Source organism: Anaerolineales bacterium, from assembly GCA_015075725.1.
Classification (GTDB): Bacteria; Chloroflexota; Anaerolineae; order Anaerolineales; family Villigracilaceae; genus Villigracilis.
The window spans coordinates 3673451-3698890 of record JABTTV010000001.1 but is presented as its reverse complement, the minus strand read 5'-3'; the positions used below and the strand labels follow the sequence as shown (position 1 = coordinate 3698890).

At 52.8% G+C, this 25440-nt stretch carries 25 protein-coding genes; 20 read left to right on the top strand and 5 right to left on the bottom strand.

Translation table 11 applies throughout. The annotated features are described in order from the left end of the window. Positions 1 to 17: 17 nt before the first annotated feature. From gpmA to HS100_17710, 12 genes are all read left to right on the top strand, one after another. Positions 18 to 764: a 2,3-diphosphoglycerate-dependent phosphoglycerate mutase gene (gene gpmA, locus HS100_17765; GenBank protein ID MBE7435768.1), complete on the top strand. Its 747-nt coding sequence runs from the start codon at positions 18 to 20 to the stop codon at positions 762 to 764. A gap of 81 nt (positions 765 to 845) precedes the next feature. Beyond that, complete coding sequence (locus HS100_17760) at positions 846 to 2003, top strand: hypothetical protein (protein MBE7435767.1); 1158 nt, start codon at positions 846 to 848, stop codon at positions 2001 to 2003. Between the two features lie 55 nt (positions 2004 to 2058). Then, positions 2059 to 3408: a hypothetical protein gene (locus HS100_17755; GenBank protein MBE7435766.1), complete on the top strand. Its 1350-nt coding sequence runs from the start codon at positions 2059 to 2061 to the stop codon at positions 3406 to 3408. Positions 3409 to 3414: 6 nt separating this feature from the next. Next, the gene (locus HS100_17750) at positions 3415 to 6366 is read left to right on the top strand and encodes an FAD-binding protein (GenBank protein MBE7435765.1); all 2952 of its coding nucleotides are present in this window, start codon (positions 3415 to 3417) and stop codon (positions 6364 to 6366) included. A 7-nt stretch (positions 6367 to 6373) separates the two neighbouring features. Further along, positions 6374 to 8047, top strand: a complete 1674-nt coding sequence (locus HS100_17745) for a hypothetical protein (GenBank protein MBE7435764.1) — start codon at positions 6374 to 6376, stop codon at positions 8045 to 8047. A gap of 57 nt (positions 8048 to 8104) precedes the next feature. Beyond that, positions 8105 to 9649, top strand: coding sequence for a glycosyltransferase family 39 protein (locus HS100_17740; protein ID MBE7435763.1), 1545 nt, complete (start codon positions 8105 to 8107; stop codon positions 9647 to 9649). Between the two features lie 351 nt (positions 9650 to 10000). Then, positions 10001 to 10366, top strand: coding sequence for a hypothetical protein (locus HS100_17735; protein ID MBE7435762.1), 366 nt, complete (start codon positions 10001 to 10003; stop codon positions 10364 to 10366). A gap of 367 nt (positions 10367 to 10733) precedes the next feature. Continuing rightward, the gene (locus HS100_17730) at positions 10734 to 11552 is read left to right on the top strand and encodes a hypothetical protein (GenBank protein MBE7435761.1); all 819 of its coding nucleotides are present in this window, start codon (positions 10734 to 10736) and stop codon (positions 11550 to 11552) included. A gap of 18 nt (positions 11553 to 11570) precedes the next feature. Then, positions 11571 to 11888, top strand: a complete 318-nt coding sequence (locus tag HS100_17725) for a hypothetical protein (GenBank protein ID MBE7435760.1) — start codon at positions 11571 to 11573, stop codon at positions 11886 to 11888. Continuing rightward, on the top strand, positions 11878 to 12357 hold the full coding sequence (locus tag HS100_17720) for a hypothetical protein (GenBank protein MBE7435759.1): 480 nt from the start codon (positions 11878 to 11880) through the stop codon (positions 12355 to 12357). The genes HS100_17725 and HS100_17720 overlap by 11 nt, the downstream gene beginning before the upstream one ends. Before the next feature lie 515 nt (positions 12358 to 12872). Further along, complete coding sequence (locus tag HS100_17715) at positions 12873 to 13163, top strand: hypothetical protein (GenBank protein MBE7435758.1); 291 nt, start codon at positions 12873 to 12875, stop codon at positions 13161 to 13163. Positions 13164 to 13294: 131 nt separating this feature from the next. Then, positions 13295 to 13870: a LysM peptidoglycan-binding domain-containing protein gene (locus tag HS100_17710; GenBank protein ID MBE7435757.1), complete on the top strand. Its 576-nt coding sequence runs from the start codon at positions 13295 to 13297 to the stop codon at positions 13868 to 13870. 89 nt (positions 13871 to 13959) lie between these two features. On the opposite strand, the gene HS100_17705 is transcribed toward HS100_17710, so the two are convergent. After that, the gene (locus tag HS100_17705) at positions 13960 to 14181 is read right to left on the bottom strand and encodes a hypothetical protein (protein MBE7435756.1); all 222 of its coding nucleotides are present in this window, start codon (positions 14179 to 14181) and stop codon (positions 13960 to 13962) included. A gap of 32 nt (positions 14182 to 14213) precedes the next feature. After that, a complete protein-coding gene (locus tag HS100_17700; protein ID MBE7435755.1) occupies positions 14214 to 14408 on the bottom strand; it encodes a PspC domain-containing protein in 195 nt (64 codons plus the stop codon). Positions 14409 to 14618: 210 nt separating this feature from the next. Between HS100_17700 and HS100_17695 the strand changes: the two genes are divergently transcribed. Beyond that, positions 14619 to 15554: a hypothetical protein gene (locus tag HS100_17695; protein MBE7435754.1), complete on the top strand. Its 936-nt coding sequence runs from the start codon at positions 14619 to 14621 to the stop codon at positions 15552 to 15554. 38 nt (positions 15555 to 15592) lie between these two features. On the opposite strand, the gene HS100_17690 is transcribed toward HS100_17695, so the two are convergent. After that, entirely contained in the window at positions 15593 to 16237 is a 645-nt protein-coding gene (locus HS100_17690) for an RNA methyltransferase (GenBank protein ID MBE7435753.1), read from the bottom strand. A 58-nt stretch (positions 16238 to 16295) separates the two neighbouring features. Here HS100_17690 and HS100_17685 point away from each other — a divergent pair, with 58 nt between their 5' ends. Beyond that, entirely contained in the window at positions 16296 to 17090 is a 795-nt protein-coding gene (locus tag HS100_17685) for a hypothetical protein (GenBank protein MBE7435752.1), read from the top strand. A 46-nt stretch (positions 17091 to 17136) separates the two neighbouring features. After that, a complete protein-coding gene (locus HS100_17680) occupies positions 17137 to 17691 on the top strand; it encodes a pseudouridine synthase (GenBank protein ID MBE7435751.1) in 555 nt (184 codons plus the stop codon). Here the strand turns inward: HS100_17680 and HS100_17675 are convergent. Beyond that, the gene (locus HS100_17675; GenBank protein ID MBE7435750.1) at positions 17635 to 19161 is read right to left on the bottom strand and encodes a methylenetetrahydrofolate reductase C-terminal domain-containing protein; all 1527 of its coding nucleotides are present in this window, start codon (positions 19159 to 19161) and stop codon (positions 17635 to 17637) included. The genes HS100_17680 and HS100_17675 overlap by 57 nt on opposite strands. Before the next feature lie 111 nt (positions 19162 to 19272). Between HS100_17675 and HS100_17670 the strand changes: the two genes are divergently transcribed. From HS100_17670 to HS100_17650, 5 genes are all read left to right on the top strand, one after another. Beyond that, entirely contained in the window at positions 19273 to 20259 is a 987-nt protein-coding gene (locus tag HS100_17670; protein ID MBE7435749.1) for a LysM peptidoglycan-binding domain-containing protein, read from the top strand. A gap of 103 nt (positions 20260 to 20362) precedes the next feature. Continuing rightward, positions 20363 to 21253 (top strand): formate/nitrite transporter family protein, encoded by an 891-nt coding sequence (locus tag HS100_17665; protein MBE7435748.1) that lies wholly within the window; start codon positions 20363 to 20365, stop codon positions 21251 to 21253. A gap of 16 nt (positions 21254 to 21269) precedes the next feature. Beyond that, complete coding sequence (locus HS100_17660) at positions 21270 to 21500, top strand: Lrp/AsnC ligand binding domain-containing protein (GenBank protein ID MBE7435747.1); 231 nt, start codon at positions 21270 to 21272, stop codon at positions 21498 to 21500. A 182-nt stretch (positions 21501 to 21682) separates the two neighbouring features. Continuing rightward, a complete protein-coding gene (locus HS100_17655; GenBank protein MBE7435746.1) occupies positions 21683 to 23173 on the top strand; it encodes an acyltransferase family protein in 1491 nt (496 codons plus the stop codon). A gap of 158 nt (positions 23174 to 23331) precedes the next feature. After that, on the top strand, positions 23332 to 24021 hold the full coding sequence (locus HS100_17650; GenBank protein ID MBE7435745.1) for a HAMP domain-containing histidine kinase: 690 nt from the start codon (positions 23332 to 23334) through the stop codon (positions 24019 to 24021). A gap of 55 nt (positions 24022 to 24076) precedes the next feature. Here the strand turns inward: HS100_17650 and HS100_17645 are convergent, their stop codons facing one another. After that, positions 24077 to 25399, bottom strand: a complete 1323-nt coding sequence (locus tag HS100_17645) for a BCD family MFS transporter (GenBank protein ID MBE7435744.1) — start codon at positions 25397 to 25399, stop codon at positions 24077 to 24079. Positions 25400 to 25440 lie beyond the last annotated feature (41 nt).

The following is a 25440-nucleotide window of genomic DNA, read 5'->3' as shown; positions in this document are numbered from 1 at the left end:
ATTTCGAGGAGTAATCGATGTATAAACTCGTTCTGGTCCGTCACGGACAAAGCACCTGGAATCTCGAAAACCGCTTCACCGGCTGGACGGATGTCGACCTGACCGAACGCGGTAAAGCCGAAGCCGCCGAAGCGGCAAGACTCCTGCTCGATGGAAAGTATGATTTCGACATCGCCTACACCTCGGTCTTGAAGCGCGCTGTCAAAACCTTGAACATCATCCAGGATCTGATGGATCTCGATTGGCTGCCCGTCGTCCGCGCGTGGCAGTTGAACGAACGTCATTACGGCTCCCTGCAGGGATTGAACAAGGCTGAGATGGCGGAAAAATTCGGTGAGGCGCAGGTGAAGATCTGGAGGCGGTCATATGATGTTCCTCCGCCCGCATTGAAGTTGACCGATGAGCGTCATCCGCGTTTTGACCGACGTTACGCCTCTTTGACTCCCGGGCAGTTGCCGGCCACCGAGTCGCTTAAGATTACGCTGGAACGTGTGCTGCCATATTGGAATTCAACCCTTGCGCCGGAGATCAGATCTGGCAGGCGCGTTCTTGTTGTTGCGCACGGAAATTCCATCCGCGCCATGGTGAAATATCTCGACAATATCTCTGAATCTGAGATCACCGAATTGAACATTCCCACTGGCTTGCCATTGGTCTATGAACTTGATAAAGACTTGAAGCCCATCAGGAATTATTATCTCGGCGACCCTGCAGAAGCCGCCAAAAAAGCGGCTGCCGTCGCCAACCAGGGTAAGGCGAAATAGCGTAACCGACGTTCTCTAACGTCGGCGGGCGCGTAAGAGAACGCGCCCTATGCAGCGCTCCAATCGTAAATCGAGGTTCCCATGTCCCTCACATCCCGCGAACGTGTAATTGCAACGATCAACCACGAAGTTCCCGACCGTGTGCCGATTGTCATCGGCGCGAGCAATGCCACCGGTATTAACATGGTTGCCTACCGCAGGTTGAAAAAACTCCTCAGCGTTGATTCTCCGGACAGATATATTTACGATTTCCCCGAATTAGGCGCATCGCTCGTTGATGAAGAGGTGCTCGAAAGACTCCACGCCGACATCCGCGGAGTGTGGGACCGCGAGCCGCAGCACATCATCGAAAAGAATGCCAACCGCGAGCCGGGTTCGATGTATTACAACTCCTGGGGTTCCGGTGTTGTCAAGGCCGCAGAGGATTCCTGGTTCCCGCATTACCATCCTCTGGCGGAAACCCATTCCATCGAAGACCTCGAGAAATATCCCTGGCCTGATATGGACGACCCCACCCGCGTGGCGCATGTCCGTGAGCGGGCGCTGAAACTTCACGGGGAAAATAGATACGCCATCATGGGCACTCCTTGGCTGGCGTTTCCCGTCGAACGCGGTTATGAAATGCAGCGAATGGATCACTTCTATTACAACATGGGCAGGTATCCCGACTTCACCGTTGCCCTCCTGCAAAAGACAGCCGAGCTCTGCAAAACCCTGATGGGACATTTCCTCGACGAATGCGGTGACGTGATCGACATCATCAAGATCGGCGACGACCTTGGGATGAAGACCAGTCTCATGCTCTCGCCAAAGATGTACCGAAAACTGGTCAAGCCCATCCACGCGGACTATATTTCCTTCATCAAGGCGCGCACCAAGGCAAAGGTCTTCTTCCATACTGACGGCGACGTTTTCGACCTGCTGCCGGATTTCATCGAAATGGGCATCGACATTCTCAACCCCATCCAATCCTCCGCCGGGAAGATGTCCAACCTCGAAGAGCTTAAAAAACAATACGGCAAACAACTTGTCTTCTGCGGCGCCATCGACACCTCGAATACCCTCCCGTTCGGCACGCCGGAAGATGTCCGCGCAGAGGTGAAGCGCAATATCGGCATCCTTGGAGAGGGAGGCGGGTACATGGTCGCCGCCGTCCACACCGTCATGGCAGACGTCCCTCCGGAGAACATCCTTGCCATGGTGGATGCGGTCGAGGAATTTGGCTGGTACAAGCGGTAGAGCTGCGCAGCGGGCGTTCTATTACGTCTGCACGTAAAATCGATATGAGCCAAAAATGATTTGGGCGAAAAAAGCGATCCAATATAAATACCAGATAGTCTTCATAGCCGGGCTGTTCTTCCCGGCTTTTGTTATCTTCGTCTATCCGACCTGGTTCCAGCCGGACGACCTGGATGCATTTCTCCGCTGGTCACAGGATTGGGCGAAAGGCGCACGAGGCATTTACATTAACTGCATGTATTGCAACTATCCGTTCCTGGGTATGATGTTTTCAGCCGGGGCAGTGGACTCGCTGGGCATCCGCGACTTTGACGGGATGATGGGTCTATTTCGCTACTATCTTGCCTTCATCGACCTGTTGAACGTCGTGGTCATTTATTACCTGCTCAAAACGCTGAAGGTCAAAGACGCGCCGTTCTGGGCGGGCGTTGTCGGTTTATTGCCGTCGTCATGGATCGGCACATCCTATTGGGGGCAGATCGATAACGTCGGGCAGCTTCTGATTTTGTTCTTCCTTCTACTGGCGGCAAGACTCAACGAAATCCCTGATTCGAAACCCTGGCGGAACTATGTCCTTGCGCTAACGCTCGGGTTTTTGCTCTCCTGCCTTTTGATGACCAAGCAGCTGGTCTATTTCAGCGTGATTTCCCTTGGTTCGATGGCGGTTGCAAACATCATTCATATCTCGCGCAGGTGGACAGGCGCGCTTCTTTCCCTTGTTGTGCTCGTGCTTTCATTCATAACTCCGATTCTGCTTGTTGATTCGCTTCTCGAATTCGACCCCCAATATCTCTCCCACTTTCATTACGTCCTTGCGACCGGCAGTAGTCATGGCGACACGATCTCTTCGTTCGGCTTCAATATCTGGTCGGTCTTTACAGACGACCCGTTTGGCTCCTCTCGCGAGCCGATGTCTGTTTTTGGCCTGAGTTTGATTCCTTACAAAGTGGGAATTGCCTTGTTCCTGCTGAGCGTCCTGCTTTTGTCGGCTGCGGCGATCTATTTTCACGTCGGGGAATACAAAACCGGGAATCGCGCATTTACCTCTAGGCACCTTTGCTTCTGGCTTGTCCATCTCGCGTTGGTCAACCTGGGTTTCAATCTTCTCCTAACGGGCACGCACGAACGCTATCTGTATCATTTTTATCCGTTCGCCATAGCCGCTGTTCTCTTCCTTCAAAAAATGGAAGGGTTGAATCGGGCTGTCCTACTCGGCGGCGCAGTATTCTACGGCGTATTTCTTTACGGTTACCTTACCGGCTACAACCTGGATTTCGATCAACTTCCATATCGCATCATGACGCTGCTTCATTTGTATTTGCTGGTGTTCATTACCGGCTTGCTGTTCGAGACCTTTTTGTTTCAAAAAGATATCTCGATCCGAAACCCCTCAGGGACGAGGTAAGGTTTTGTGGATATTCTCGAGGAATTAAGACCACGCTTCAAAGGCGACCTTCGTCTTGATCCTGCCTCCAGGCTTTTATATTCCACGGATGCCTCGTCGTATCAGATCGAGCCGCTTGGGGTGGCGATTCCCAAAACACAGGACGACCTTCATACCGCGGTCGAGTTTGCGGCAAAACACAAAATCCCTATCCTCCCGCGCGGATCGGGCTCCTCGCTTGCAGGTCAGGCCATCGGCGAATCGTTGATCCTGGATTGTTCCCGCCATCTCGATTCGATCCTTGAAATAGATCACGAAGGACAATTTGCCGTCGTCGAGCCCGGCGTCATCCTTGCGGACTTGAACCGTGCCGCCGGAAAACATGGATTGATATTTGGTCCCGACCCCGCTTCCGCCGAACGCGCCACCATGGGCGGAGTGATCGGCAACAATGCCACCGGAGCACATTCCATTTTGTACGGCATGAGCGCTGATCACTTGTTGGAAGCGGAAGTAATTTTAAGCGATGGAAGTTTAAGCTCGTGGGGTATAGTGAAAAGCACAAATGGTAACGGGGATCGGGAACTGAAGATTATTTCCGCCGTGAATGAAATCAAAGCGAATTATGCCGAAGCCATCAAGAAAACCTTTCCCAAGTCCTGGCGGAACTCGGCTGGTTATAGACTTAATTATTTGCTGCCTTGGTCCGCCGCAGAGCCGCCTCAATGGAGAGGTGACTCGTATCCCGCCGACCTGGCGCCTGATACCTGGAACCTGGCACATCTATTGGCGGGCAGTGAAGGTACTCTTGCTGTAATCCGAAAACTCAAGGTCAGGCTCGTCCCCAAACCGAAACATACCATTCTCGGAGTATTGTCTTATTCGAGCATTGCATCAGCATGTGATGACGTTCCGCGATTATTGGGAATGGACCCGAGCGCGATCGAATTAATACCGCGATTGATTCTTCGCAACGCAAGGAGCATTCCACACTACGCGCGTCAAATGGGCTGGGTGATGGGAGATCCTGCCGCTATTCTCGTTGTCGAGTTTAGCGGGGATGATCCGTCTGCGTTGATGAATTCAGCTCGGAAATTGGGCGGGATATCGGCGATAGCCGAAACAACGGCGGACCAGGCTCAGATCTGGAATATCCGCAAAGTGGGGTTGGGGATTTTGGATTCACAACCAAAATCCGCCCGGCCGGTTGCTTTTATCGAGGATTGTGCGATTCCTGTGGAAAGACTTGGCGGTTTCGTCCGCGAAGTGGAGCGGATTCTCGAAGCACATGCCACATTTGGAGGGATCTACGCCCACGCCTCCGCGGGTTGTTTGCACATCCGCCCGGTGTTGGATTTGCAAAAGGGCGAAGGCGTGCGCTTCATGCGCGAGATTGCAGAACAGGTCTTTGCGCTGACGATGGGTCTCGGCGGTGCGATGAGCAGCGAGCACGGAGACGGTATCGCTCGCGGTGAATTCATAGAGCGCACCTACGGACCTGAAGTGACGAAGGCAATGCGCCTGTTGAAACAAGCCGCCGATCCCGATAATATCCTGAACCCGAAAAAGTTATTCGACGCGCCGCCAATGGACATGAATCTACGATACGGCGCGGGTTACCGGGCGAAAGCATGGGAACCCGTTATGCATTTCACTCATGAACGAGGGCTGGAAGGCGCCATCGAATCCTGCAACGGGCAGGGAGTTTGTAGAAAAACAACCGGCGTGATGTGCCCGTCCTTCCAGGCAACAAGAGAGGAAGCCAACTCCACCCGTGGCAGGGCGAATTTATTGCGGGGATTAATGTCTTTGCGAGCCGGAGGCGAAGCGATCTCCGACTTGAAGAGTGGATTGCTTCGTAGGGAAGAACTCCCCCCTCGCAATGACATCATCGAAGCTACCTTTCAGGCTCTCGATCTCTGCCTCGCCTGCAAAGGCTGCACCTCCGAATGTCCCAGCGGCGTGGACATGCCGAAGTTGAAATACGAATTCATGAACCAGTACTACAAATCGCACCGCCGCCCGCTGCGCGATTATCTCTTTGGTTATTTCCACATTGCCGCCCGCCTTCTCAGTCCCATTGCCCCTTTGGCGAATTTTTTCACGCAGCGGCATTGGTCTCGCAAAGCCATTGCCAGTGCTCTGGGAATAGCCCGTCAAAGACAATTCCCGAAATTCACCCGCAGGTCACGCTTCAAGCGTGACGTGGTATCGGGCGAAAGCGTCATACTTTTATCCGATGTCTTCTCTCATTACATCGAACCGGAAGTGGAAGAAGCCGCCATCGCGATTCTCAACAGGCTTGGGTATGAAGTCAAAGTTCTCCCGGTCATCGGAGCCGGGGCATCCCTGCTCTCGAAGGGATTCCTCGATGCAGCGCGGAGTCATGCCGGGAAAGTTTTGGGCGAAATCCACAGGCTGGATGGGGGAGCAGGTTTGAGCGTCGTCGGATGCGAACCTCCCGAAGTGTATTGCCTCAAACATGAGTATCGGGCATTGTTGCCGAATCGTAGTGAGGAGATCGAGTCACTCACAAGGCGTGTGTGGCTGGTTGACGAATTTATATTGCGTGTAGTCAACACGGGGAAATTGGGGATCGTTCGACTGAGTTTTGAAGAGGAAAAAAAGCATATCACTTTTCATCCTCACTGCCATCAGCGTGCAGAAGCCCCTGCGGAAGACGGACTGCCAACAGGCGTTGCTGCCACCGTTGAGATGTTGAACTTCTTTGGATATGATGCAAGTGTGATCAATGCGGGTTGCTGCGGCATGGCAGGCACGTTCGGATTCGATGCTGAGCATTACGAACTTTCGATACAGGTGGGGGAATTGAGCGTGCTGCCGAAGATCAGGGAGAAGGGAATGGGGAATAGTGAACTGGTTTCCAGCGGCGCGGCGTGCCGGATGCAGATCGAGCATGGGGCGGGAGTCGAGGCGCGGCATCCGCTGTTGTTGGTCCGTGAGAGGTTGGAGATATAATCTTCGCATGGCTTTTGAATCTTTCAAGGTCAGGGAAGTTATGCTCAACGGTTGGAAATATTTTGCTCTGCCCGTTTTGTTTTTTACGATTTCATTCATCGTTCTTACTTATCCCCTCATACTGAGTTTTGAGACGCATTTCTTCACTGATGACGGCGATGGATTGATGGGTGTCTGGAACTTGTGGTGGGTTGAGCGGGTTGTTACACATCCCATTGAGTACTCGACATTCTGGCATACGGATATGCTTCACCAGCCGTTTGGGATCACTTTATTGGGGCATACACTTACGCCATTCAATGGGCTTCTCGCCTCTCTTCTGACCCGATTCATGCCCCTGCTCGAAGCGCATAATCTCATCGTTATTTTTTCCTTCGTCATGAGCGGACTGACCGCCTACTGGCTGGGGTATTATTTCTCAAGATCTGCCTTTGGAAGCCTTATTGCAGGCTGGCTATTCACCTTTTCAGCGTACCACTTTACGCATTTTGACGGACACTTGAACCTGATCACCCTCGAATGGATTCCGCTTTTTGTTTTGTGTTTTTATGTCCTGACGAATAAACCCGGGAGCTTTGTAGGCGTTGCTGCGGCAGTCTCGTTGTGGCTCGTCCTTCTAAGCGATTTTTATTATCTGTTCTATTGTTTACTGCTGGGTGGGTTGATCGTCCTTGGACGGATGATTCAAATGAAGGATATTTTCTTTCCGTTCAGAAATAACCATGCAATTCCGTTTGGGATATTTGGCGTGCTTAGCGTTATTCTCCTTGCGCCCGTGGTCTTCCCTCTGGTGCTGGCTGCCATTCGCAGTCCCTTCCTGGGTGGGCACGACCCTGCTGAGTTTTCCCTGGACCTGCTTTCGGTCTTAATCCCCGGTGAACGTTGGCGTTTCGGTGAGTGGACTCGGTTCTTATGGACGAACCTTCCGGGCGATCCGGCGGAGATTAGCGTCTTTCCCGGTTGGTCGCTCCTGCTGTTTGTTGTTTACCTTTTTATGTCTCGTAAGTCGTTCGATGACGAGACTCGCTGGCGGGTAAAAATCTGGTTCGCTTGCTGGTTAGTTTTCCTGATCATGGCGTTCGGTCCAGTTTTGCATGTCGGCGGGATGAATACAGGGATTCCCATGCCCTATGCCCTCCTGGAGAGATTCGTTCCCTTTATTGAAATGTCCGGCGTTCCAGTGCGGATGATCATCATGTCTGTCCTGGCAGGGTCTGTCCTGTTCGCGATGGGGATTCGCAAATTGACCTCCGCTGAACCGTCGCGAAAGGTATTGATTGCCCTCATCTTTCTTTTGGTGATCTTCGAAACCCTTCCAGCGCCTTTACCCGCAACTTCGGTCGAAGCGCCGGGCTATGTGAAATTTTTAGCCGGATTGCCGGAAGGCGAAATTGTCCTCGACCGGGCAGCGTCGAATCAATACTTGCATTTGTTTTACCAGACCTACCATGAAAAGCCGCTTGTCTTCGGGTACACCGCGCGGATACCTTCCAGCCTGTATAAGCGCGAGAAGGACATCAGGGATGCCATTGGCGCGGGTGATTACCGCATCTTATGGCAGGAATATCGAATAAGGTATATAGCCACGCAAGAGAGGATCGAGGTATTTGATCCTGTTATGGATGTCCAACTGATCTACGATGAAGACGGGGTAAGAATCTACAGACTGGGGACACGCTGAAAAAACCGATTTAAATCCTCGGTTTTGAATGAAAACTGGGTACGTATTGAAGTGCGCATGGGCGCCCAGATTGGTTGTTTCATGGCGATTCGAGGAAATCATGCTTCTCCGGATGTCAGGATTGACGTTCCAACAGGCAAACGTGTAGAATCCCTGCGCATGAAGCACATTGGTAATTCGACATACATACGGGAAGCGGTGATCATTTTTTTTATCGCGCTTGTTGCCTATGGATACATCTCGAGCGAACGTGACGTCAATATCAATTCGCGGCTGGCGTTGGTAAAAGCTGTTGTTGATGAGGGGAGGCTGGAGATCGATTCCTATCACAACGCGGAACTATACACAAATGATAAAGCTTACTATGATGGGCATTATTATTCCGATAAAGCGATCGGCGCTTCGGTGTTGGGGACGGCGGTTTATTATCCTTTGCGTTGGATTTACTATAAATCGGACATCCGCCTTACCCCTCGGCTATTTCGCGAGTGGATCACGTTTTGGGCGATTGGTTTTCCGTCGGCTCTCCTTGCGCCAGTATTGTATCTACTGGTGAGACGCCTTAATGGTGGAAAGTGGGTTGCCTTCCTTGTCACCATGGGCATATGTTTGGGGACGCCCCTGTTCAAATACGCAACAGCCTTCTATGGGCACACGCTTGCCGCAGTATTGTATTTTCTTGCCTTTGCGATCTGGTTCAGCATCCGGGGAGCAGCGGCTGCCCGACCCGCATTGGTGTTTCTCTCCGGCTTTCTGATGGGTTTCGCCGTTATTACCGAATATCCCACGCTTATCCTCATTCTCACCCTGATTGTTTACATTATTTTTACGCTTTATTCCATCGGCCAGCATTGGAATATGGGGATCTACGCATCCCTCCTGTCAGGCATTGCGATTCCCGTGGTGCTTCTTGCGCTTTACAACCTGAGCATATATGGGACCCCTCTTGCTCTCGGTTATCTCCATGAAGCAGACGAAACTTTCAAGGAGGCGCATGCCGCGAACTTGATGGGCATTGGCGCGCCGGATCTGCTGGTGTTCTATTATCAAACCCTGCATCCCACGTTCGGCATTTTTTGGCAATGCCCGATCCTGCTACTGGGTGTGGTGGGTTATTATTTTATGGCTCGGCAAACACGGTTCCTGCCCGAACTGGCATTCAGCCTGGTTTCGATCCTGGTCTACTTGTTGGTGATTTCAGGCTATTACATGTGGTGGGGAGGTGTCTCTTTCACGCCTCGTCATATCATACCGATCCTTCCGTTGTTTGCGCTCCCGCTGGCGTTCCTTCCCATTCGCTTGGCTCCAGTCTTATTCGCATCAGCCGCTGTCTCTCTATTTCAAAACCTGCTCATCGCCGCCAGCGCCGAGACGGGGCTGGCGGCCTACCTCGAAATGGTCTTCGAAGGGAAGATGATTCCAATTTATAACGGGTCTGTTATTTACGATATCTGCCTGCCCAATGTGTTGGGCGGCGAACTGATGAACAACCGCGGCTTGGATATTTTTTCGCTAACCGGGGCGAAAAGCCTTCTCCCGCTTTTCGGCATTGAGATTTTAATGGTGGCCTTGTTTTTTCGGATGAGATCATCTGCGCCATAGTGTGGATCGGGAAAGGATGGCCATGCAGCGCGATTTTTCCATATTCGGCATATCGCTGCAACGGAAGCGATTGAAGTCTATGACCCTTACTTGGATCTCCGCTTGATTTTCGATGAGGAAGGCGTGAGGGTGTACCGGTTGGAGGTCAGGTGAAGAATATGCGTACAAATAAATTTGAAGCGGATTCCATGCGTGGTTTCGGAATTTGTTGCTCTCTGGCTGTTTTCCTGGCTATTTGGGTGATACTCAAGTGATCGCGCTTGCAGGGCAGGCGGACGATTCATTAACATGGTAGATTCGTTCTTACAGCGCAGCGTTGTAAATGGTAATTTATAAATTGGTAAGGAGAATATGACTCAAAAAAACGAACCTGATGAAATTAAACCTGCCTGGCAGAAAAGCCGGCTTAATAACCCGCTCTGGCGTTTGATCAGCGCGCTGATTGCAGTTTCCGCAGTCGGCGTTTTTCTCTACATTATCGTCGCAGGCTACACCACCATCCCAATTATGACAGTGGTCTTTTTCCTGATGTTGCTGCTCATGCCGCAGATCTGGAGGTGGATCGAATTCGTCTTCAGCAAACGGCCGTCGAACGTATGGTGGCGGCTTGCTCTCGATCTGGTTCTTGCCATCCTGATGGCATCCTTATTCGAGGATGTATGGGAGATAGTAGTCAGGTTGTCACGGCTGATTTTCAGGATGCTTATGGGGCTGTAGGGAGGAATAGGATGCCTTTCGCTGCATCGGCATGAGGGTGGTGTGTGCAGGCGCGCACCCGCGATTCATGGTTTTATTGCGCAATGGGATGGATAATTTCAACTTATAATCGATACAACGATTGTCGCTAGGCGGGCATTTGTCCCGTCCTAAACTGGCACTCATCGCCCGCGGCTGGAACGGGAGGGTTGATGGTTGCGTGACCAATCCAAGGTGACCGACCATGCAAAATAATTCCCCCGAGACCGATTGGAAAATTCTCTCCAGGATGAAACCGCTGGCGCACGTAAGATCAGTGAAGACCCGACCCGCAGCTGGAACGTGCGGGATGGCATTTGCATGACCATGACGACATAGGAGGCGCATCGTGCAGGTGAAACAGATTCATCCCTGGTTTCGAAATTCCTTCCGTTTGGGGAGTCTTCTCAGCCTCGTGGCAGGCATCCAGTTGTTTGTATTTTCCGGCCAGACCGATGTATATTTCGCCTGGACGATCCAATCTTCACTCACGGCTGCCACCCTGGGCGGATTTTATTTTGGGACGATGGTCTTCGGATACTTGTCCGCGCGCGAAACGGATTGGGCCCGCGTGCGCGGTCCCGCAGTGGGGTTGCTGGTTTTCATGTTCGTTACGCTTGCGGCTACGCTTCTGCATCTCGATAAATTCCATCTTGCCAGCCAGAATTGGCTGACCCGGGCCGCAGCCTGGAGTTGGCTGGGGATCTATGTTCTTTTTCCCGTCGAGCTGGTGGCGGCCGCCTGGCTTCAACAACGCCTTCCCGGAGCGGACTCCGAGCATACAGCGAGCCTGCCAGCCTGGTTTCGCTTGGTTCTGACCGTTCATGGCGCAGTTGGAATTGTGATCGCGCTGGGACTCTTCTTCGCGCCGCAAGCCCTGATTCCATTCTGGCCCTGGGCGTTGACTCCGCTCACTGCCCGCGCCCTCTCCGCGTGGTTTTTGTCCTTTGGGGCGCTAAACCTGCAATCTATGCGGGAGAATGACTGGAGCCGGGTGCGGGTAATGTCCATCTCCTATATCGTTTCAGGATTGTTCGCGCTCGTTGCTCTGTTGCGGTATGCCAGCCAGGCGGACTTGTCGGGCATCGGCGGGGTTGCTTATCTGATTCACCTGCTAGTCTTGCTCGGGATGGGCGTGTATGGCTGGCGGATCACGAAGGGAATTTGATCAAACGACACGGTTGATATGCTCCGCAAACTCTCCGAAGAACGCACGCGCAAGGAAATGATTGATCCGCAACTGGAAGCCGCGGGATGGTATTTGCGCGACCATTCCAAAGTCAAGATCGAAAATATTTTATTGATATCGTGCCTGCAAGAAGAGTTTGCGGGCATGGTGGCGCGGGAGTCGTGTCGAGTTCATCGAGGCATCGAGTCCCTGCGGGGGAGGAACTCGGCGTTTGAGCCTCGCGAGGCGGGGAGGCAGGCGCCGTGTCGAGCCTGTCGAGACATCGAGAGGTTGTTTGAGGCGTTGTTGGCGGAGAGTTTTGGAGATGGGAGATAAATTGTTAGAACGCGAATTTCTTGAGCGCCGACTTCCAATTGTTGAGGAACGCATTAAACATGTCAGCAACTTTGAAGTCGACAAAGACGGAAGATTCCATTTGCAATATCAACCGTCACCCCATATCGAGTATGCTTTGATTCGTGAGGCACGTTTGATTGAGAAAATGCTGGTACAAGTCGAAGAGGGGAAAGTATCTAATGCGCTTACATCTTGGAGAAAGATATTGGGCGAAAAATTATTGAAACATCGAGAGTATTATCGCCCAATGCAAGAAGCATATGACCACTGGCTTAGCCTGCCTTTCCCAACTCGAATAGAAATTCCTGAACCCCCTGCACCACCAGAGCTAAACATCATCGATTCGCAAGGAAGTGAATGGATAGTGGATGAGCATCTACTTAAAGTGATAGACGATGTTAATGATAGATTGAAAAAGTGGATTGAGAGCGATGACGATGAAGAATGATAATCACTTTTATCTACTCTCGAATTTCTACTCTCTGCCCTACGCGGGCGGCGTGTCGACTGCCCGATAGGGCGTGTCGAACCATCGAGGGGTTGTTTGAGTCCTTGTTGAGCGAGGCTTTCAATGGGTAGGGGCGACTCTTCAATGCCATCGGGCGTATTGTCAAGCAAGAGAGTCTAGCCAGACAAGGCGCAAGTCAGCCCCAGGCGAGTCACTCCTACAGATGCGTGTGCGACCCGCCGCACTTCGCGGGTCGCATTTGGGGTGGGCTAGGGAGGGGCAGAAATGCCGCGCCCACCCAGGAGCAGCCCCAAAATCAGAACCCACGCCATCGAGCTGCGAAAAGAACTTACCCCCGCCATACGCAAACTCTGGGCAGCCATCTGCAACGACCAGTTGGGCGTCAACTAGTGATCCGCTTTTGGAACAACGATGTGATGAACGAAATTGATGGCGTTATACTTGCCATCATCCACGCGCTCGAAGACGATACCACTCCTTGAGGAGCTTTAGATATGGCGAAGGTCAACATCATCACCAAAGGTCGCTCCGGCACGATCCAATATACCGAAGGCTCACTGTTCAAGAAAAATACCTGCGAGTTTTATTGGGAGTTCGGCGGCGAGGGTACCTTCGCCATCATCTGGTTTCCGAAAACGGACGCCGAATGGGACAAGGCATATCCGTGGGCGGCTGGGCGGCGCATGGATATCGTCCGCGATATGGCTGAGCAAGTCCGCAGGAAGGAAGCGCCCTCGTCCACGCTCAAGTGGGAGGAAGGGACCGTGCTCTTGGTCGGCGGATAAAAATGCTCTGCTGACCTGGTGCTTGAACATCGGCGGGAAATGCCTATAATGAGAACTGCGAATCCATTGCGGCTGAACCGGGTTCTTATGGATGATCTTGAATTGCTCGAAATTCTGAAAGGAGAGATTGTATGACCCAGAAACGAAGAATTCAAATATTCCTTCTGCTTGCCGTCCTTGTTGCTGCTCTTGGTTTTACCCGGCCCGCCTCCGCCTGGTATTGTAGTTCCTATGTCACCGTCCAATGGGGAGATACCCTGAGCGGGATCGCCGCTTATTGCGGCACCACCGTCGAAGCAATCCGCGCCGCGAACCCGGGCTTGGGCTGGTGGGTGTATGCCGGGCAGGTCCTTTACATCCCGACCGGGTCTTCGTACTCCTATACACCGGTGACCTATTCATATTCCTATTCCGGGACATATGTCGTCCAGTGGGGCGATACCCTTGCGAAGATCGCAGCCGCGCATGGGGTCACCGTCAACGACTTGCTTGCCGCCAATCCGAATATCTGGAGCGCCAGCCTGATCTATGCCGGTCAGGTGATCTACGTGCCCGCCGCGCCCGCCTATCACACCGTCACCTACGGTCAGACCATGCGGAGCATCGCAGCCTGGTACGGAACCACCGTCTACGCCCTGCAGCAGCTCAACCCGCAGATTTGGGATGTCAATCTTATCTACCCGGGTCAGGTGATTCGGGTTCGCTGATTCTGCACGCTGAAATAAAAAACAGGATGCGCCTGCGAGTCCGGCTTCGCAGGCGCAATTTCATCTCATCCGCGGCGCGAGCCGCTTTTTTACATCCCAAGGAATTTCAGGGCTTCAAATACCAGCATCGCCGGCCAGATGATTCCTTTCAGGATGCCCAGCAGGCCCATCCCAAGGGAGGTTGCTGTCGAGAGGTAGTAATACCACGCGCCGAGCAGGCCAAATCCATACACCGCATCCGACCCGCCGCCTCGATAAAGGTATTTTGTTTTTTCTTTTTTCTCGCCGCTTGAACTGACGTCAGTGGACATGTCGTTCTCCTTCCATGTGTTGGATATGGTTATTACTCCGACGGGATGACGACCATCGCGATGAGGTAGATCAAAATTCCCGGCACGCCTCCCGGAATGAAGGCGATGAACATGGCAAGGCGGAACCAGAATGGGCTGATTCCGAAGAACTCGCCAAGCCCGCCGCACACCCCGGCGATGATTCGGTCGTGTTTTGACCGTCGTAAAGCTGTTCGTTGAGCGTTCATTTTTTCTCCTTGATGTTGCATACGCAGGTCGGCTGGAAAAGTCGCATGCCCGCAGAGAAACACTCGGTCCGCGCCGGTAAGGGCATCGCCGTGGAAAAGACCGCCGTCATGTTCGGTGTATAATGCCCGTCTTGCGGTTGCGATGAAATATCTCACGATTACCGGAGCGATTGGAAATTCCCGCCCTTTGTTTGCTGGTGTAACCTCAATATGAAATCCTTTTCATTCGGCGCTCATGATTTTCGGGCGGGGGGCTTTCGCCGGTCGATGAATGTTCTCTATTTGGTCTTTTTGTTTTTGGTGACGGCTTGCCGGCAGGAGATTCATGCAGATGGATCGGTCCCCATCGTGACTTCTGTTCTGAGGGCATCTTCGACTCCCGAAAGTACGCCTCAGCCCACCCCTGTGCCTGCCACACCGACCTTTGACTTTTCCTCCCCTCGGGATCTGCCCGCCGGACCCATCAACATCATTACCATCGGCGACGACCTCACCAGGGGAGACGGTGACGAGATCGGGCGTGGCTATCCGGGACGGCTATTGGAGTGGGTAAGCCAAATTCGTCCCGGTTCCACAGTGATCAACTTTGGGCAAACCGGCTGGACGTCCGACGACTTAATTCGAGGGGATGAGAATTTTTCGGGTCAGTTGGAGCGCGCGGTTTCCGAAGTGGAGTCTGCCAGATCGCAGGGAAGGCCGTCCGTGGTGCTGGTTTGGATTGGCGGAAATGATCTCTGGGAACTATATGCGGGTGAAGCGCGGGTGACATCTGGGAATGAAGACGCGGACCTGGAACGATTTTCCAGGAACCTTGCCCAGATCTTATCCGACTTGCGCAAAGCCGGGGCGGAGGTGATCGTCGCAAAGTTGGACGACCAGTCGAAACGTCCGGCGCAGACCCGCAATGAGATCTATCCCTCCATCACCGCAGAGGAACTCGAGCGGATGTCCCTGCAGGTCGATCGTTATAACCGTGAAATTTCAAGCATGTCGGGGGAATACGGCGTCCTGACAGTCGATTTTTATGGCAGCGGGATCTTCACCAGCGACGAAACGCTTTCACCCGATGGTTTTCATCCCGATGGCTCGGGTTACGAGGCGATCGCCCTGCTGTGGTACAAGGCGCTCATTCCCATATTGCCTTGAGTTTACGTTGTCCGGCTGCGATCGAACCGTTTCCATGTTTATTTGCTTAGTGCGTAAGCCGCTACGCTGAAAGCGATTGCCACGTTCAGAGAGCGCTTCTTTCCGCGCATGGGGATGAAAAGAATTTCGTCAGAAAGGGCGATCAACCCCGGGTCGATTCCCGTCACTTCATTGCCGAGAATGAGGACAGATCTTTCACCTGCGGCAGGCGGCGTTTGCCCTATTTCATTTGCGGTCTGTTCATCCTCCAACGCGATCACCCGCCAACTCTCCTTTTTTAGTTCCATGACGAGCTCCACGGCGTCTTTGTGATACGTCCATTGAATATTTTCTTCGGCGCCGAGCGAGGTTTTAACCACCGCCTCGTTATCCGGTGTGGGCGTGATTCCGCATAGGTGGATATGGTCGAAGCCGAAACCGTCTGCGCTGCGAAAGATCGAGCCCACGTTCCATGCCGAGCGGATGTTGTCTAGCAAAACTGCGCGTTGAGTAGCGATTCGCTTCCCCCTTCCATCGAATTCGCGTTCTCTGTCCGGAATGGGCTTTTGCAGGACGGAGCGGGTCTTTCCCAGGCAGGTTGGGCAGCGCCCTCCCGCAGAGGGTGTAACTTGCAAGGGGTATCGCAGGCCGCAATTCTCACAGACGCGTATTTCGAAGATGGGGTTGGTCGTATTTTTTCTCATATTGGTGATTGAAGTTTGAGTTCTTATTTCCTATAATTTACATTGGAAGGAGGCAGCCATGACCAAGCCGAATGTCGTAAAAAAAGGTACGGATATGACCGCAGAGGTGGAACCGGAAAACGAACAAACCAGATACTGGGAATCGATCAACAAACCTCCTCTGACAGTGATCGTTCAGGCGATTCTGACCATCTACCTGAATATTACCTTGATTTTGTGGGGGGTGCTGGTCTTCGACGTCGCGACCCTGAAGTTCGGTTTCATAAAGTGGTTATTGAAAATCGATAAGGTGGAGGAGACCGACCCCCTGATTCTGATCATGCTTGCCCTTATTGGCGGGGCGATCGGCGGCATTCTGTTCGGGATGAACAAACTTTATAAATACTCGATTAAAGGAAAGTTCGATATTCGGTTTGCGGGCGATTATATCTTCCGCCAGATCGGTTCTGCGGCGTTGGGAGCGATTGTTTTCGCCCTGGTTGCCTCCGGTCTGATGACGGTGGGAGTCCCCGCGATTGGAGACCAGTCATCGGAGCAGGCAGCCGGATCCGTGAGTACTGAAGCCGCGCCAATGGGGACCGTGGTACCGGAAGAAAGCACCGACGATGGCGGCAGTGCGGTCGTTCCCACCGAAACACCGGAATCCAATTCCAATGAAAATGGAACGAACGACGCAAAAAAGGATGGAGACGATAAGGATAAATCCCCGTTCTCACGGGCGTCGGGTTACTATGTATTTGGGCTGGGTTTTCTGGCTGGGTTTGGGAGTTATCAGGTCACCAAAAAATTGGATCAGATCATCAAAGTGATATTCGGGCAGCTCACAAGCCAGGATATCGAAGATAGATCTTGAGTTTTAATCCATGGCATGGCAGGCATGAAGTATCATTGCGCCTGCCATGCGTTATATCATCTTCAACAAACCTTACGGTGTGCTCTCGCAGTTCACCGATGAAGGGACGGGGCATCCCACTCTGAAGGATTTTATAAACATTCCGGGCATTTACGCGGCAGGGCGGTTGGATCGCGACAGCGAGGGATTGTTGCTGCTTACCGATGATGGCGCCTTGATAAAACGCCTGACCGACCCGAAACATCATCTGGAGAAGACGTATCTGGTGATGGTGGAGGGGGAGCCGACTCCCGAAAAGTTGAACCAGCTCTCCAGTGGGATCCAGATCAAAGGGCATTTCACCCGTCCCGCCTCCTTCCGCCTCATCGCTGACCCAATCCTGCCAGCCAGACCCAGGCCTGTCACCCCGCACGGACCGACTCACTGGCTTGAAGTGAAATTGAGCGAGGGCAAAAAGCGACAGATCCGTCACATGACAGCGGCGGTTGGCTTGTTCGCATTGCGGATAATTCGTGTTGCGATCGGTACCGTTCGGTTGGGGAATTTAGAAGCTGGTCATTGGCGTGACCTGACCGGGGACGAGCTCATCCAATTGACCTGATTTTCGATTATCCGCGTTTGACCCCACTTTATTGCCCAAACCCGCTTCGACGACGATTCTCGGCACGATCTCTTCCCAGCCCACCGCCATGATGTGTATTCCGTTCACGCCCTGTTTGGTCTTGATCTTTTCCACCAACTCCAGCGCGATCTGTAAGCCTTCATCCTTTTCATTCCCTTTTTCTTTTGCCTTTTCCATGCGCTTGAGGATTTTCTCCGGCACGAACACGCCGGGTATTTTCTTGTCCATGTACACGGCGGTCTTGTAACTCTTGAGCGGCGTGATTCCGATCATGATGTAGACCTTGTCGAGAATGTCCCGCTTGGCGATCTCGTTCAGCCATTCATCCAACGCATCCGCATCGAAGACCACGTTGGTCTGGAAGAACTGCGCCCCGGCATTGACCTTCTTCTGTTCGCGCAGTGCCTGAAATTTCATATTCGAAGCGAAGGGCGATGCCGCCGCGCCCAGGAAGTACTTGGGCGGGGTTTGAATCTCGCGCCCGTCTAGATACTTCGCTTCGTCCCGCATCCGGCGCAGGATCCACAGCATCTGGATCCCGTCAAGGTCCACGATATCCATGCGCCCCTGCGGACCTGGTCCCAGAACCATGCTGTCCCCGGTCAGACAGAGCACGTTGCGCACGCCCAATACAGATGCGCCCATCACGCTTGATTGTAAATTGACCCGTGTATGATCTCGCCCGGTGATCTGCATGACAGGGTCAGCGCCCAGGTCTAATGCCATTTTGCTGCACGCCCAGGAGGATATGCGCGGAATCGCCGAAGCACTGTCAGTGAAATTGATCGCAGCCACATACGGCTTGAGCAATTCGATGTTTTGTTTGAGTTTATCCGTGTTGATCGATAGGGGAGGGGTGACTTCTGCCGCAACGACGAATTCACCTGCTTTTAGTCTGCGTTCGAGTTCTGAGGCGGGCGCGGTATATTTCGGCGCGTGATATTCCGCGTCGCCTTGCCACCAATCGGGTTGGCGCACAGGTTTGAAGATGGAATCAAGTGTCCGGGTCACTGCACCGGCTTCCCCTGAAGTCAGACCCGTGACAATGTTCTTTATCCCCACCTTGCCAGCCTGTTCGAACACATCGCTCCAGGCATCCGTCCCGGTTTTGCTCCAATCCATCGGCGGCAGAACTTCGAGCAGCAGTGCCTCACGCCCCAGCTTGAACGACCTTTCGTAGATCTTGTACCAGATGCACGGACGCGACTCATCGACATAACATTTCTCGGGGGTCGAGCCGCCACAGGGACCATTGCGTAGCCCTTTCGGGCACTCCATCGGGCAGATCAACGCCGTCTCCTGCAGGAGGCAGTTTCCACACATGCGGCATCCAAATAATGGACCTTTGACCGCAAGTTCGATGGCGGCCAGCGCGCGTTTTTTGAACGGCTGGCGCTTGAACGGCATAAAGGGGGGTTGATACCGGCGTCCCGGCGTGAAACCTGGCATGACTACTCCTACAGATTATACATTATATATAATTTTACCTCCAGCTTGAACGTTTTGAAAAGGTACAAATTACCCAGCCTGGGCAATTTGCCCGCCCGGTATAATTTTTTCATGAAAAATTTTTCCTTCTGGATGATAACCCCGCTTCTTGTTCTGACCTTTGCCTTGATTCCGTCCGAACGGGTGGATGCCACGCCGCAGGATTTTTCTTTCCAACAAAGCGCTGTCGATTTGATCGATAAGGTGAATGCCTTGCGCAAATCGAAGGGATTACCGGGGTACACACCGAATTCCATCCTGATGAAAATTTCACAGGAACATGCGGGGTATCTTGCCAGAACCGGCGTGTTGACTCACTTCGATCAAAACGGTCTCCGTCCGTTCGAGCGGGCGATCGCTTCGGGATACCCGGTGGGGGGCGAGCTGGCGGCGGGTGGATTGTTCGCCGAAGCGATACATTCCGGTACCGGGCTTTCAGAGGACGATGTGATCGCAATTTGGCAGGCAGATGCCAATAATTCTCGCGTTTTGCTTTCTCCGGAATATAAAGATGCGGGCGCTGGCATTGCCGCCGCCAATGGTGTGACATATTTTGTTCTGGTTGCCGGGTCTGGTGATAAGGTTGTTGTCACTACCGTTTCACCGGAGGTAGGATCCCTTACTGTGATGCCCGGTACGGTCATGCCGAACACCCCTCTTCCAGGCGGCGAGATCTATCACATTGTGCAAAAAGATGAAGCTCTGTGGAGTATTGCGATCGCCTATAACACGACCATCGCAGAACTCAAACTTTTGAACAGCCTGTCGAGTGATGAGATTTTTGAAGGGCAAAAACTCCTCGTTCGCCGCGCATCCACTGAAACCCCGACTCCGACCAGTATTCCCGTTACAGTGACTCTCGGGATACCGACTTCGACGGCGACCCGGCCGGTGACGCCAACCGCGACTCAAACCTCGACTCCTCTTCCCAGCGCCCCGACCTCCCTGCAGGCTGGGGGTAAAGTCGTTGGCGGCATTACGCTGGCTGCGCTTGTTACCGCCGGTTTGGCTTCCTTCCTTCTCAGCCGCAGAGCCGGAAATAAAAAGTCAATGGAGTAATATCACTCGCTTTCCATTACATACTAAACTGCTCCAAATTAAACCCATTCTGTTATACTTGAATTGTGAATAAAATCACAATAAAAACGAAAGGAATGTAGTTATGACTGAATTCCGTATCGATTCGCTGTTGCCATCAGAAATGGCTACTCGGGCTGAGTATCTGGGTGTCCGAAAGGCGGAAATGCCAACCTTCACCATGTTGATGCTGGCTATTCTGGCTGGAGCTTTTATTGCGCTTGGAGCGATCTTCGCAACGACTGTATCGGCGGGGGGGATGGCTGTCAATGCCGCAGATGGCAGCCAGGTTTTTTCCACCGGGTTGCCCTACGGTGTGACCCGTCTGCTGGCTGGCCTGGTCTTTTGCCTGGGCCTGATTCTTGTGGTGGTGGGTGGTGCAGAACTTTTCACCGGCAATAACCTTATCGTCATGGCTTGGGCGAGCGGTAAGGTAACGACGTGGGGGCTTCTCTGGAACTGGGGGGTTGTTTATTTGGGAAATTTCATCGGTTCGATCGGCACTGTCATCCTGATGTTTTTCACCAAACAATATACATTCGGCTCGGACTCGGTCGGGATCGCCGCCTTGAGAATCGGCGTTGCCAAATGCCAGCTCGAGTTCCTTCAAGCCATCGCGCTTGGCATTCTCTGCAATGGTTTGGTTTGTCTCGCGGTCTGGCTCACGTTCAGTGCCCGTACCACCTTGGACAAGATCATTTCTATAATTTTCCCCATCACTGCATTCGTGGCCGCGGGATTTGAGCACAGCGTTGCCAATATGTACTTTATCCCCTACGCATTGATGGTAAAGATGTTCGACCCGGCATTCATCGAGCGGGTCGCTGATAAAGTGCCCGGGCTGGACGCCCTCACCTGGCAGGCGTTCTTTGTGAATAACCTGATTCCTGTTACGATTGGAAACATCATCGGCGGGGCGGTCTTGGTTGCCGCCATATATTGGGTTGTTTTCCTGCGGTCCAAACGGGATCTCTAGAAAAAGGAGCAGAACCATGAAAGCTTATGTCATGATCAAAATCCGTGCCGGCGAGGTCAAGGATGTCGTCAGCCATCTTCGCCGCATCAAGAGCGTCAAGGAGGCGCACATGACCTTCGGTCCGTACGATGCGGTGGCTGTCGTCGAGACCGAGGATGTGGCGACGCTTGGCAAGGTTACAGCGTCTCAGATTCAACCCATTCCCGGGGTGGAACAAACCCTCACCTGTCTTGCCGTGGACGTTTGAGTCGCTCAGATTGCTTGATTGGGCTTGAGGTGCTGGCGGGGAAGCATTGATAAAACCGGTCAGGGTCTGAAGTCGTTCCTGTCGAATTGATGATTCCAGGGAAATATATTAAAGTTCGGGCTGGCCGTGAACCCGCCCGAACTTTTTCTAGTAGAATACATGGACTATGCTCTTGAGGTTCGATGAAAAGAATTGACCAGTTGACAGTCACTCGGATCGCCATGGTCCTCCTGGTGGTTGTGTATCATGGCGGTGCCACATATTACACGGCATTTTTGGATTTTTTTCCCTTCTCCGCCATTCTCAGTTCCGCGCCGACCGCGGTCTCTTTCCTTTACGTGCTTTCCGGTTTCGTCATGGCGCTCGTGTATTTCAAGCCGGGCGAACGTCTCGATATCGCCGCGTTTTACCGGGCGCGTTTTGTGCGCATCTATCCGCTGTACATCATTGCGTTCATCCTGACCTGTCTGTATTACTACGACGGTTTGTTCGGCATCAAGCCCCAGAAGTTTCTCGCTAATATATTCGTCGTGCAGGCGTGGATTCCAGCATACGCGCAGTCCTTCAATTACGCTGCCTGGTCCATGACCGTCGAGTTTTTCTTCTATGCCGTCTTTCCATTCTTTCTGCTTTGGGCGGCTCGCCAATCCTCCCGTAAACTTGCATGGACGGCGATGGCGTTCTGGGGCATTACGCAGGCAATTCATTTCGTCCTTTGGAAGGGATACCACCCTGAATATAAGGACTTCATCATTTATTTTCCGTTATTTCATCTGAATTCCTTCATACTTGGCTCGGTCGGTGCGATCTGGTACTTGCGCCACGGACGGGGGGGTAGTTTCGATCCGAAGATGGTGATTGGGCTGATGGTGATCTCGCTCATTTTGATTGCGGGATACACCGTGGTCAGTTCCGACATTTACCCCGCCCTTCCTCATGACCTGGAGACCATGACGGGTTTGCTTGCGCCGATCATGACCCTTTTTATCGTCGCCCTTTCGCTCGATAATTCCATCATCTCCCGGGTATTTCGTCACCCGATTCCCGTTAACCTGGGTGAGACCGCATATGCAGTTTACATATTGCATGTTCCGTTATCCTGGCTGTACGAGAGCGCGTTGTGGAATTTGGGTCTTTCGAATCCGCAGTACATCTTTGATCTGACATTTCTGCCGTTGATCCTCATGGTCGGTTTGTTTGCCCATTTCGTCCTGGATCTCAGACTGAGGAAATGGTTGAATCGATTCCTCCAGACCATTACCATCCGTGTCTTGCTTTTCGATCTGGCGGTCGTCCTGCTTACGGCGTTTTTCATTTTCAAAGTGCGGTTTCCCTTGTGGCGCGATTACCAGGGGTATCGGGAAATGGAACGGTTGGTGATCTGGCTGACCTTTATCATCCTGCCTGCGGCATCTCTGATCATTGGTTCATGCCGCCGCACGCTGCTTGAAAAGCCCCTCTTCCAGTGGGCACGGGTTTTGTTGGTAAGCGTAACCGTCGGGAATGCGCTTGTCGCCGGGATCGTTTATGCGGTATATCGTTTTGGCGGATTTGAGAATTTTCCCCGGAGTATCTTTCTGTATGTATGGCTGATCGTATTGTCCACATCATTCTTGATACGGTTCGTGTTCTCGGCATTGAAAAAGGAAATACCCAGCCCGGTGATTGCCTGACAGTTGCGGACATTGGAAGATGTCCGCTTTTTCTAGATGGAATTATTATTACCGGACTTCATGCAAAAATCAAATCATTTTCCTGCTCATTGCGGCGGCAGTAAATTTGCAAGAGGCCCCCTGGTAAATTCAAGAGATGGGAATTCAGGAGTAATACCATGACCGACATCCAAAAAGAATTTCTCTATAAATTTTCCTCTCACCTGCGTCAGGGACTTGCCGACGTTCAGGAAAAAGTGAACGAGCTCTACCGCATCGAAGAACTGGAGGATTATATCGATATTCCCGATTCGCCCATCGAACACATCAAAGCGGTCCTCATGCCTTTGGTGGTGCAGGTAAGCGATTTTCAGGATTACGCTGAAACCGTCACAGACCGCATGGAACTTGACCTCCAGGAAGTGGATATCCATGCCATGATGGAAGGCGTGCTAATGATGGCAGATCAACTTGCCGAACACAAAGGCGGCATTGAAATGGAAGAGGATATCCCCGAAGATCTGCCAACCATCGAAGGCGATCCGGCACGTCTTTCACAAGCACTGATGCACTACATTCACAATGCCGTCAAATTTACGGACAAGGGCACGGTCACTGTCTGTGTGGAGAAGGAAGCGGATCGCATCCTGTTCGAGGTACAAGATACAGGGATTGGCATCGCCGAAGAGGACCAGGAAAAGGTCTTTGAGCCGTTCGAGACCATCCTGGAAGATAGAAGAGACCCGCGCCTCGGCTTTGCGCTTGGACTGAAGATCGTCGAGCACATCATCGATCTGCATGATGGCGAGACCTGGTTCGAGAGTAAAGCAGGGCAGGGGAGTTCATTCTTCTTTACCGTACCGTTGTAAATCAAAAGCGACGGTCACCTTTGATTAAGGCGGCCGTCGCTTTTTTATCTACATGCTAATCCGCTGCAGCGGCTGCCGCGAGGACTTCGGTTTCTTCGGTGTGGGCGCGCGAGGCGCTCGGGTTGAGCCGTGTGGAAAGATACAATGCAATACCAAGCATGATCGCTTCCATACCGAAAAGGGAGGAGTAGGCGGCAAAAGCGTTTCCCGTCGCAATGCGGACGCTGTCTACAATTGCGCCGCCGAGCAGGTTACCAAAGGCATGACCAACCATATTCGCCACGCCAAACACGCCCATCAACATCCCGGCGCGGATCGGCGTCGTGAAAGAGATGATTCCGCTTAACATGCCTGCGCCCGCCAACCCTGTGCCAAGCCCCATCACGAAGACCAGGCTTTTGAAGATACCAACGTTGTCCATCATGCCGGTGACGATCAAGCCGACAAATACCAGAATGCTGGCGATGATGCCGGCGCGCATCAACTTCATGAATCCCAGCCACTTGATCAGGAACAAGCCTGAGGCGAGCATCGAAGCGAGCACGCCAAAGCCCCAGTACATGGTCAGGCGGGTGGTGTCGCCCACGCTCATTCCAAGCACCAATGCGCCATAAGGTTCGAGCAGGGCATCCTGCGCCAATGTGCCGACGAATGTGAAAATGACCAGCGTGAACAGAGTCCGCACTTGCGGGTCTGCCCACACCAACTCTTTGAAGACCTGCTTGAACGGCATCTTGCGCGCCTGTTCAGAAGCCGTTTGTACCACGGAACTTTTCGGTTCCTGCCCGATGGCAGCCAAGGAAGCCAGCACAAAGATGACCGTTGCTACACCCGTTGCCACGCTGATGAGGCGGGCGGGTTCATACACTTCCAACGCTTTGCCGATGAACCCAGCGCCCATTACCGCACCGAGCAGGGTTGCCACTTCATACATGGTGATGGCGCGCGTGCGATGCGTCCCCTCGTAACGGTCAGAGACCAACGCCTGATAGGTGTTGTGTGCGAGGTTGCGCCCCAGCCCGTAGAGCATGAAAGAGAGCACGCCGCTCAAGACCAACATACCGCCCAACTGCGCGGACTGCGTCGCAACATTTGCCGAAGCGATAATTCCCAAGCCGATCACCAACGCGCCAAAAACGATATACGGCTCGCGGCGTTTACCGAAAATGGGGTAACCGTCGGAGCGATAGCCAAGCCACACACGCACCGGCGAGATCAATAGCGGAATGGCAAAGAAGAACGCCACCAGCGTGGCAGGCAATGCCAGTTCTGCGATCATAATGCGGTTCAACGTCCCGCCGATCAATGCGCCGCTTAAACCATACGCAATCGAAAAGAAAGCCAGCCTGAAGTTGTTGAGAGTTCGAACGATTTTCATTATGTCTCCTTGTTTCAAATGTCATTGCGAGGGCGAAGCCC

What these genes read in the sequence shown, in the direction of transcription:
- HS100_17700 (MBE7435755.1), bottom strand. Translation starts at nt 14,408, where the DNA reads ATGAACGCTCAACGAACAGCTTTACGACGGTCAAAACACGACCGAATC.
- HS100_17705 (MBE7435756.1), bottom strand. Translation starts at nt 14,181, where the DNA reads ATGTCCACTGACGTCAGTTCAAGCGGCGAGAAAAAAGAAAAAACAAAA.
- HS100_17660 (MBE7435747.1), top strand. Translation starts at nt 21,270, where the DNA reads ATGAAAGCTTATGTCATGATCAAAATCCGTGCCGGCGAGGTCAAGGAT.
- HS100_17685 (MBE7435752.1), top strand. Translation starts at nt 16,296, where the DNA reads ATGACCAAGCCGAATGTCGTAAAAAAAGGTACGGATATGACCGCAGAG.
- gpmA (MBE7435768.1), top strand. Translation starts at nt 18, where the DNA reads ATGTATAAACTCGTTCTGGTCCGTCACGGACAAAGCACCTGGAATCTC.
- HS100_17745 (MBE7435764.1), top strand. Translation starts at nt 6,374, where the DNA reads ATGGCTTTTGAATCTTTCAAGGTCAGGGAAGTTATGCTCAACGGTTGG.
- HS100_17670 (MBE7435749.1), top strand. Translation starts at nt 19,273, where the DNA reads ATGAAAAATTTTTCCTTCTGGATGATAACCCCGCTTCTTGTTCTGACC.
- HS100_17760 (MBE7435767.1), top strand. Translation starts at nt 846, where the DNA reads ATGTCCCTCACATCCCGCGAACGTGTAATTGCAACGATCAACCACGAA.
- HS100_17740 (MBE7435763.1), top strand. Translation starts at nt 8,105, where the DNA reads ATGGGCGCCCAGATTGGTTGTTTCATGGCGATTCGAGGAAATCATGCT.
- HS100_17710 (MBE7435757.1), top strand. Translation starts at nt 13,295, where the DNA reads ATGACCCAGAAACGAAGAATTCAAATATTCCTTCTGCTTGCCGTCCTT.
- HS100_17650 (MBE7435745.1), top strand. Translation starts at nt 23,332, where the DNA reads ATGACCGACATCCAAAAAGAATTTCTCTATAAATTTTCCTCTCACCTG.
- HS100_17720 (MBE7435759.1), top strand. Translation starts at nt 11,878, where the DNA reads ATGGGAGATAAATTGTTAGAACGCGAATTTCTTGAGCGCCGACTTCCA.
- HS100_17725 (MBE7435760.1), top strand. Translation starts at nt 11,571, where the DNA reads ATGCTCCGCAAACTCTCCGAAGAACGCACGCGCAAGGAAATGATTGAT.
- HS100_17680 (MBE7435751.1), top strand. Translation starts at nt 17,137, where the DNA reads ATGCGTTATATCATCTTCAACAAACCTTACGGTGTGCTCTCGCAGTTC.
- HS100_17690 (MBE7435753.1), bottom strand. Translation starts at nt 16,237, where the DNA reads ATGAGAAAAAATACGACCAACCCCATCTTCGAAATACGCGTCTGTGAG.
- HS100_17755 (MBE7435766.1), top strand. Translation starts at nt 2,059, where the DNA reads ATGATTTGGGCGAAAAAAGCGATCCAATATAAATACCAGATAGTCTTC.
- HS100_17695 (MBE7435754.1), top strand. Translation starts at nt 14,619, where the DNA reads ATGAAATCCTTTTCATTCGGCGCTCATGATTTTCGGGCGGGGGGCTTT.
- HS100_17715 (MBE7435758.1), top strand. Translation starts at nt 12,873, where the DNA reads ATGGCGAAGGTCAACATCATCACCAAAGGTCGCTCCGGCACGATCCAA.
- HS100_17655 (MBE7435746.1), top strand. Translation starts at nt 21,683, where the DNA reads ATGAAAAGAATTGACCAGTTGACAGTCACTCGGATCGCCATGGTCCTC.
- HS100_17665 (MBE7435748.1), top strand. Translation starts at nt 20,363, where the DNA reads ATGACTGAATTCCGTATCGATTCGCTGTTGCCATCAGAAATGGCTACT.
- HS100_17675 (MBE7435750.1), bottom strand. Translation starts at nt 19,161, where the DNA reads ATGCCAGGTTTCACGCCGGGACGCCGGTATCAACCCCCCTTTATGCCG.
- HS100_17645 (MBE7435744.1), bottom strand. Translation starts at nt 25,399, where the DNA reads ATGAAAATCGTTCGAACTCTCAACAACTTCAGGCTGGCTTTCTTTTCG.
- HS100_17735 (MBE7435762.1), top strand. Translation starts at nt 10,001, where the DNA reads ATGACTCAAAAAAACGAACCTGATGAAATTAAACCTGCCTGGCAGAAA.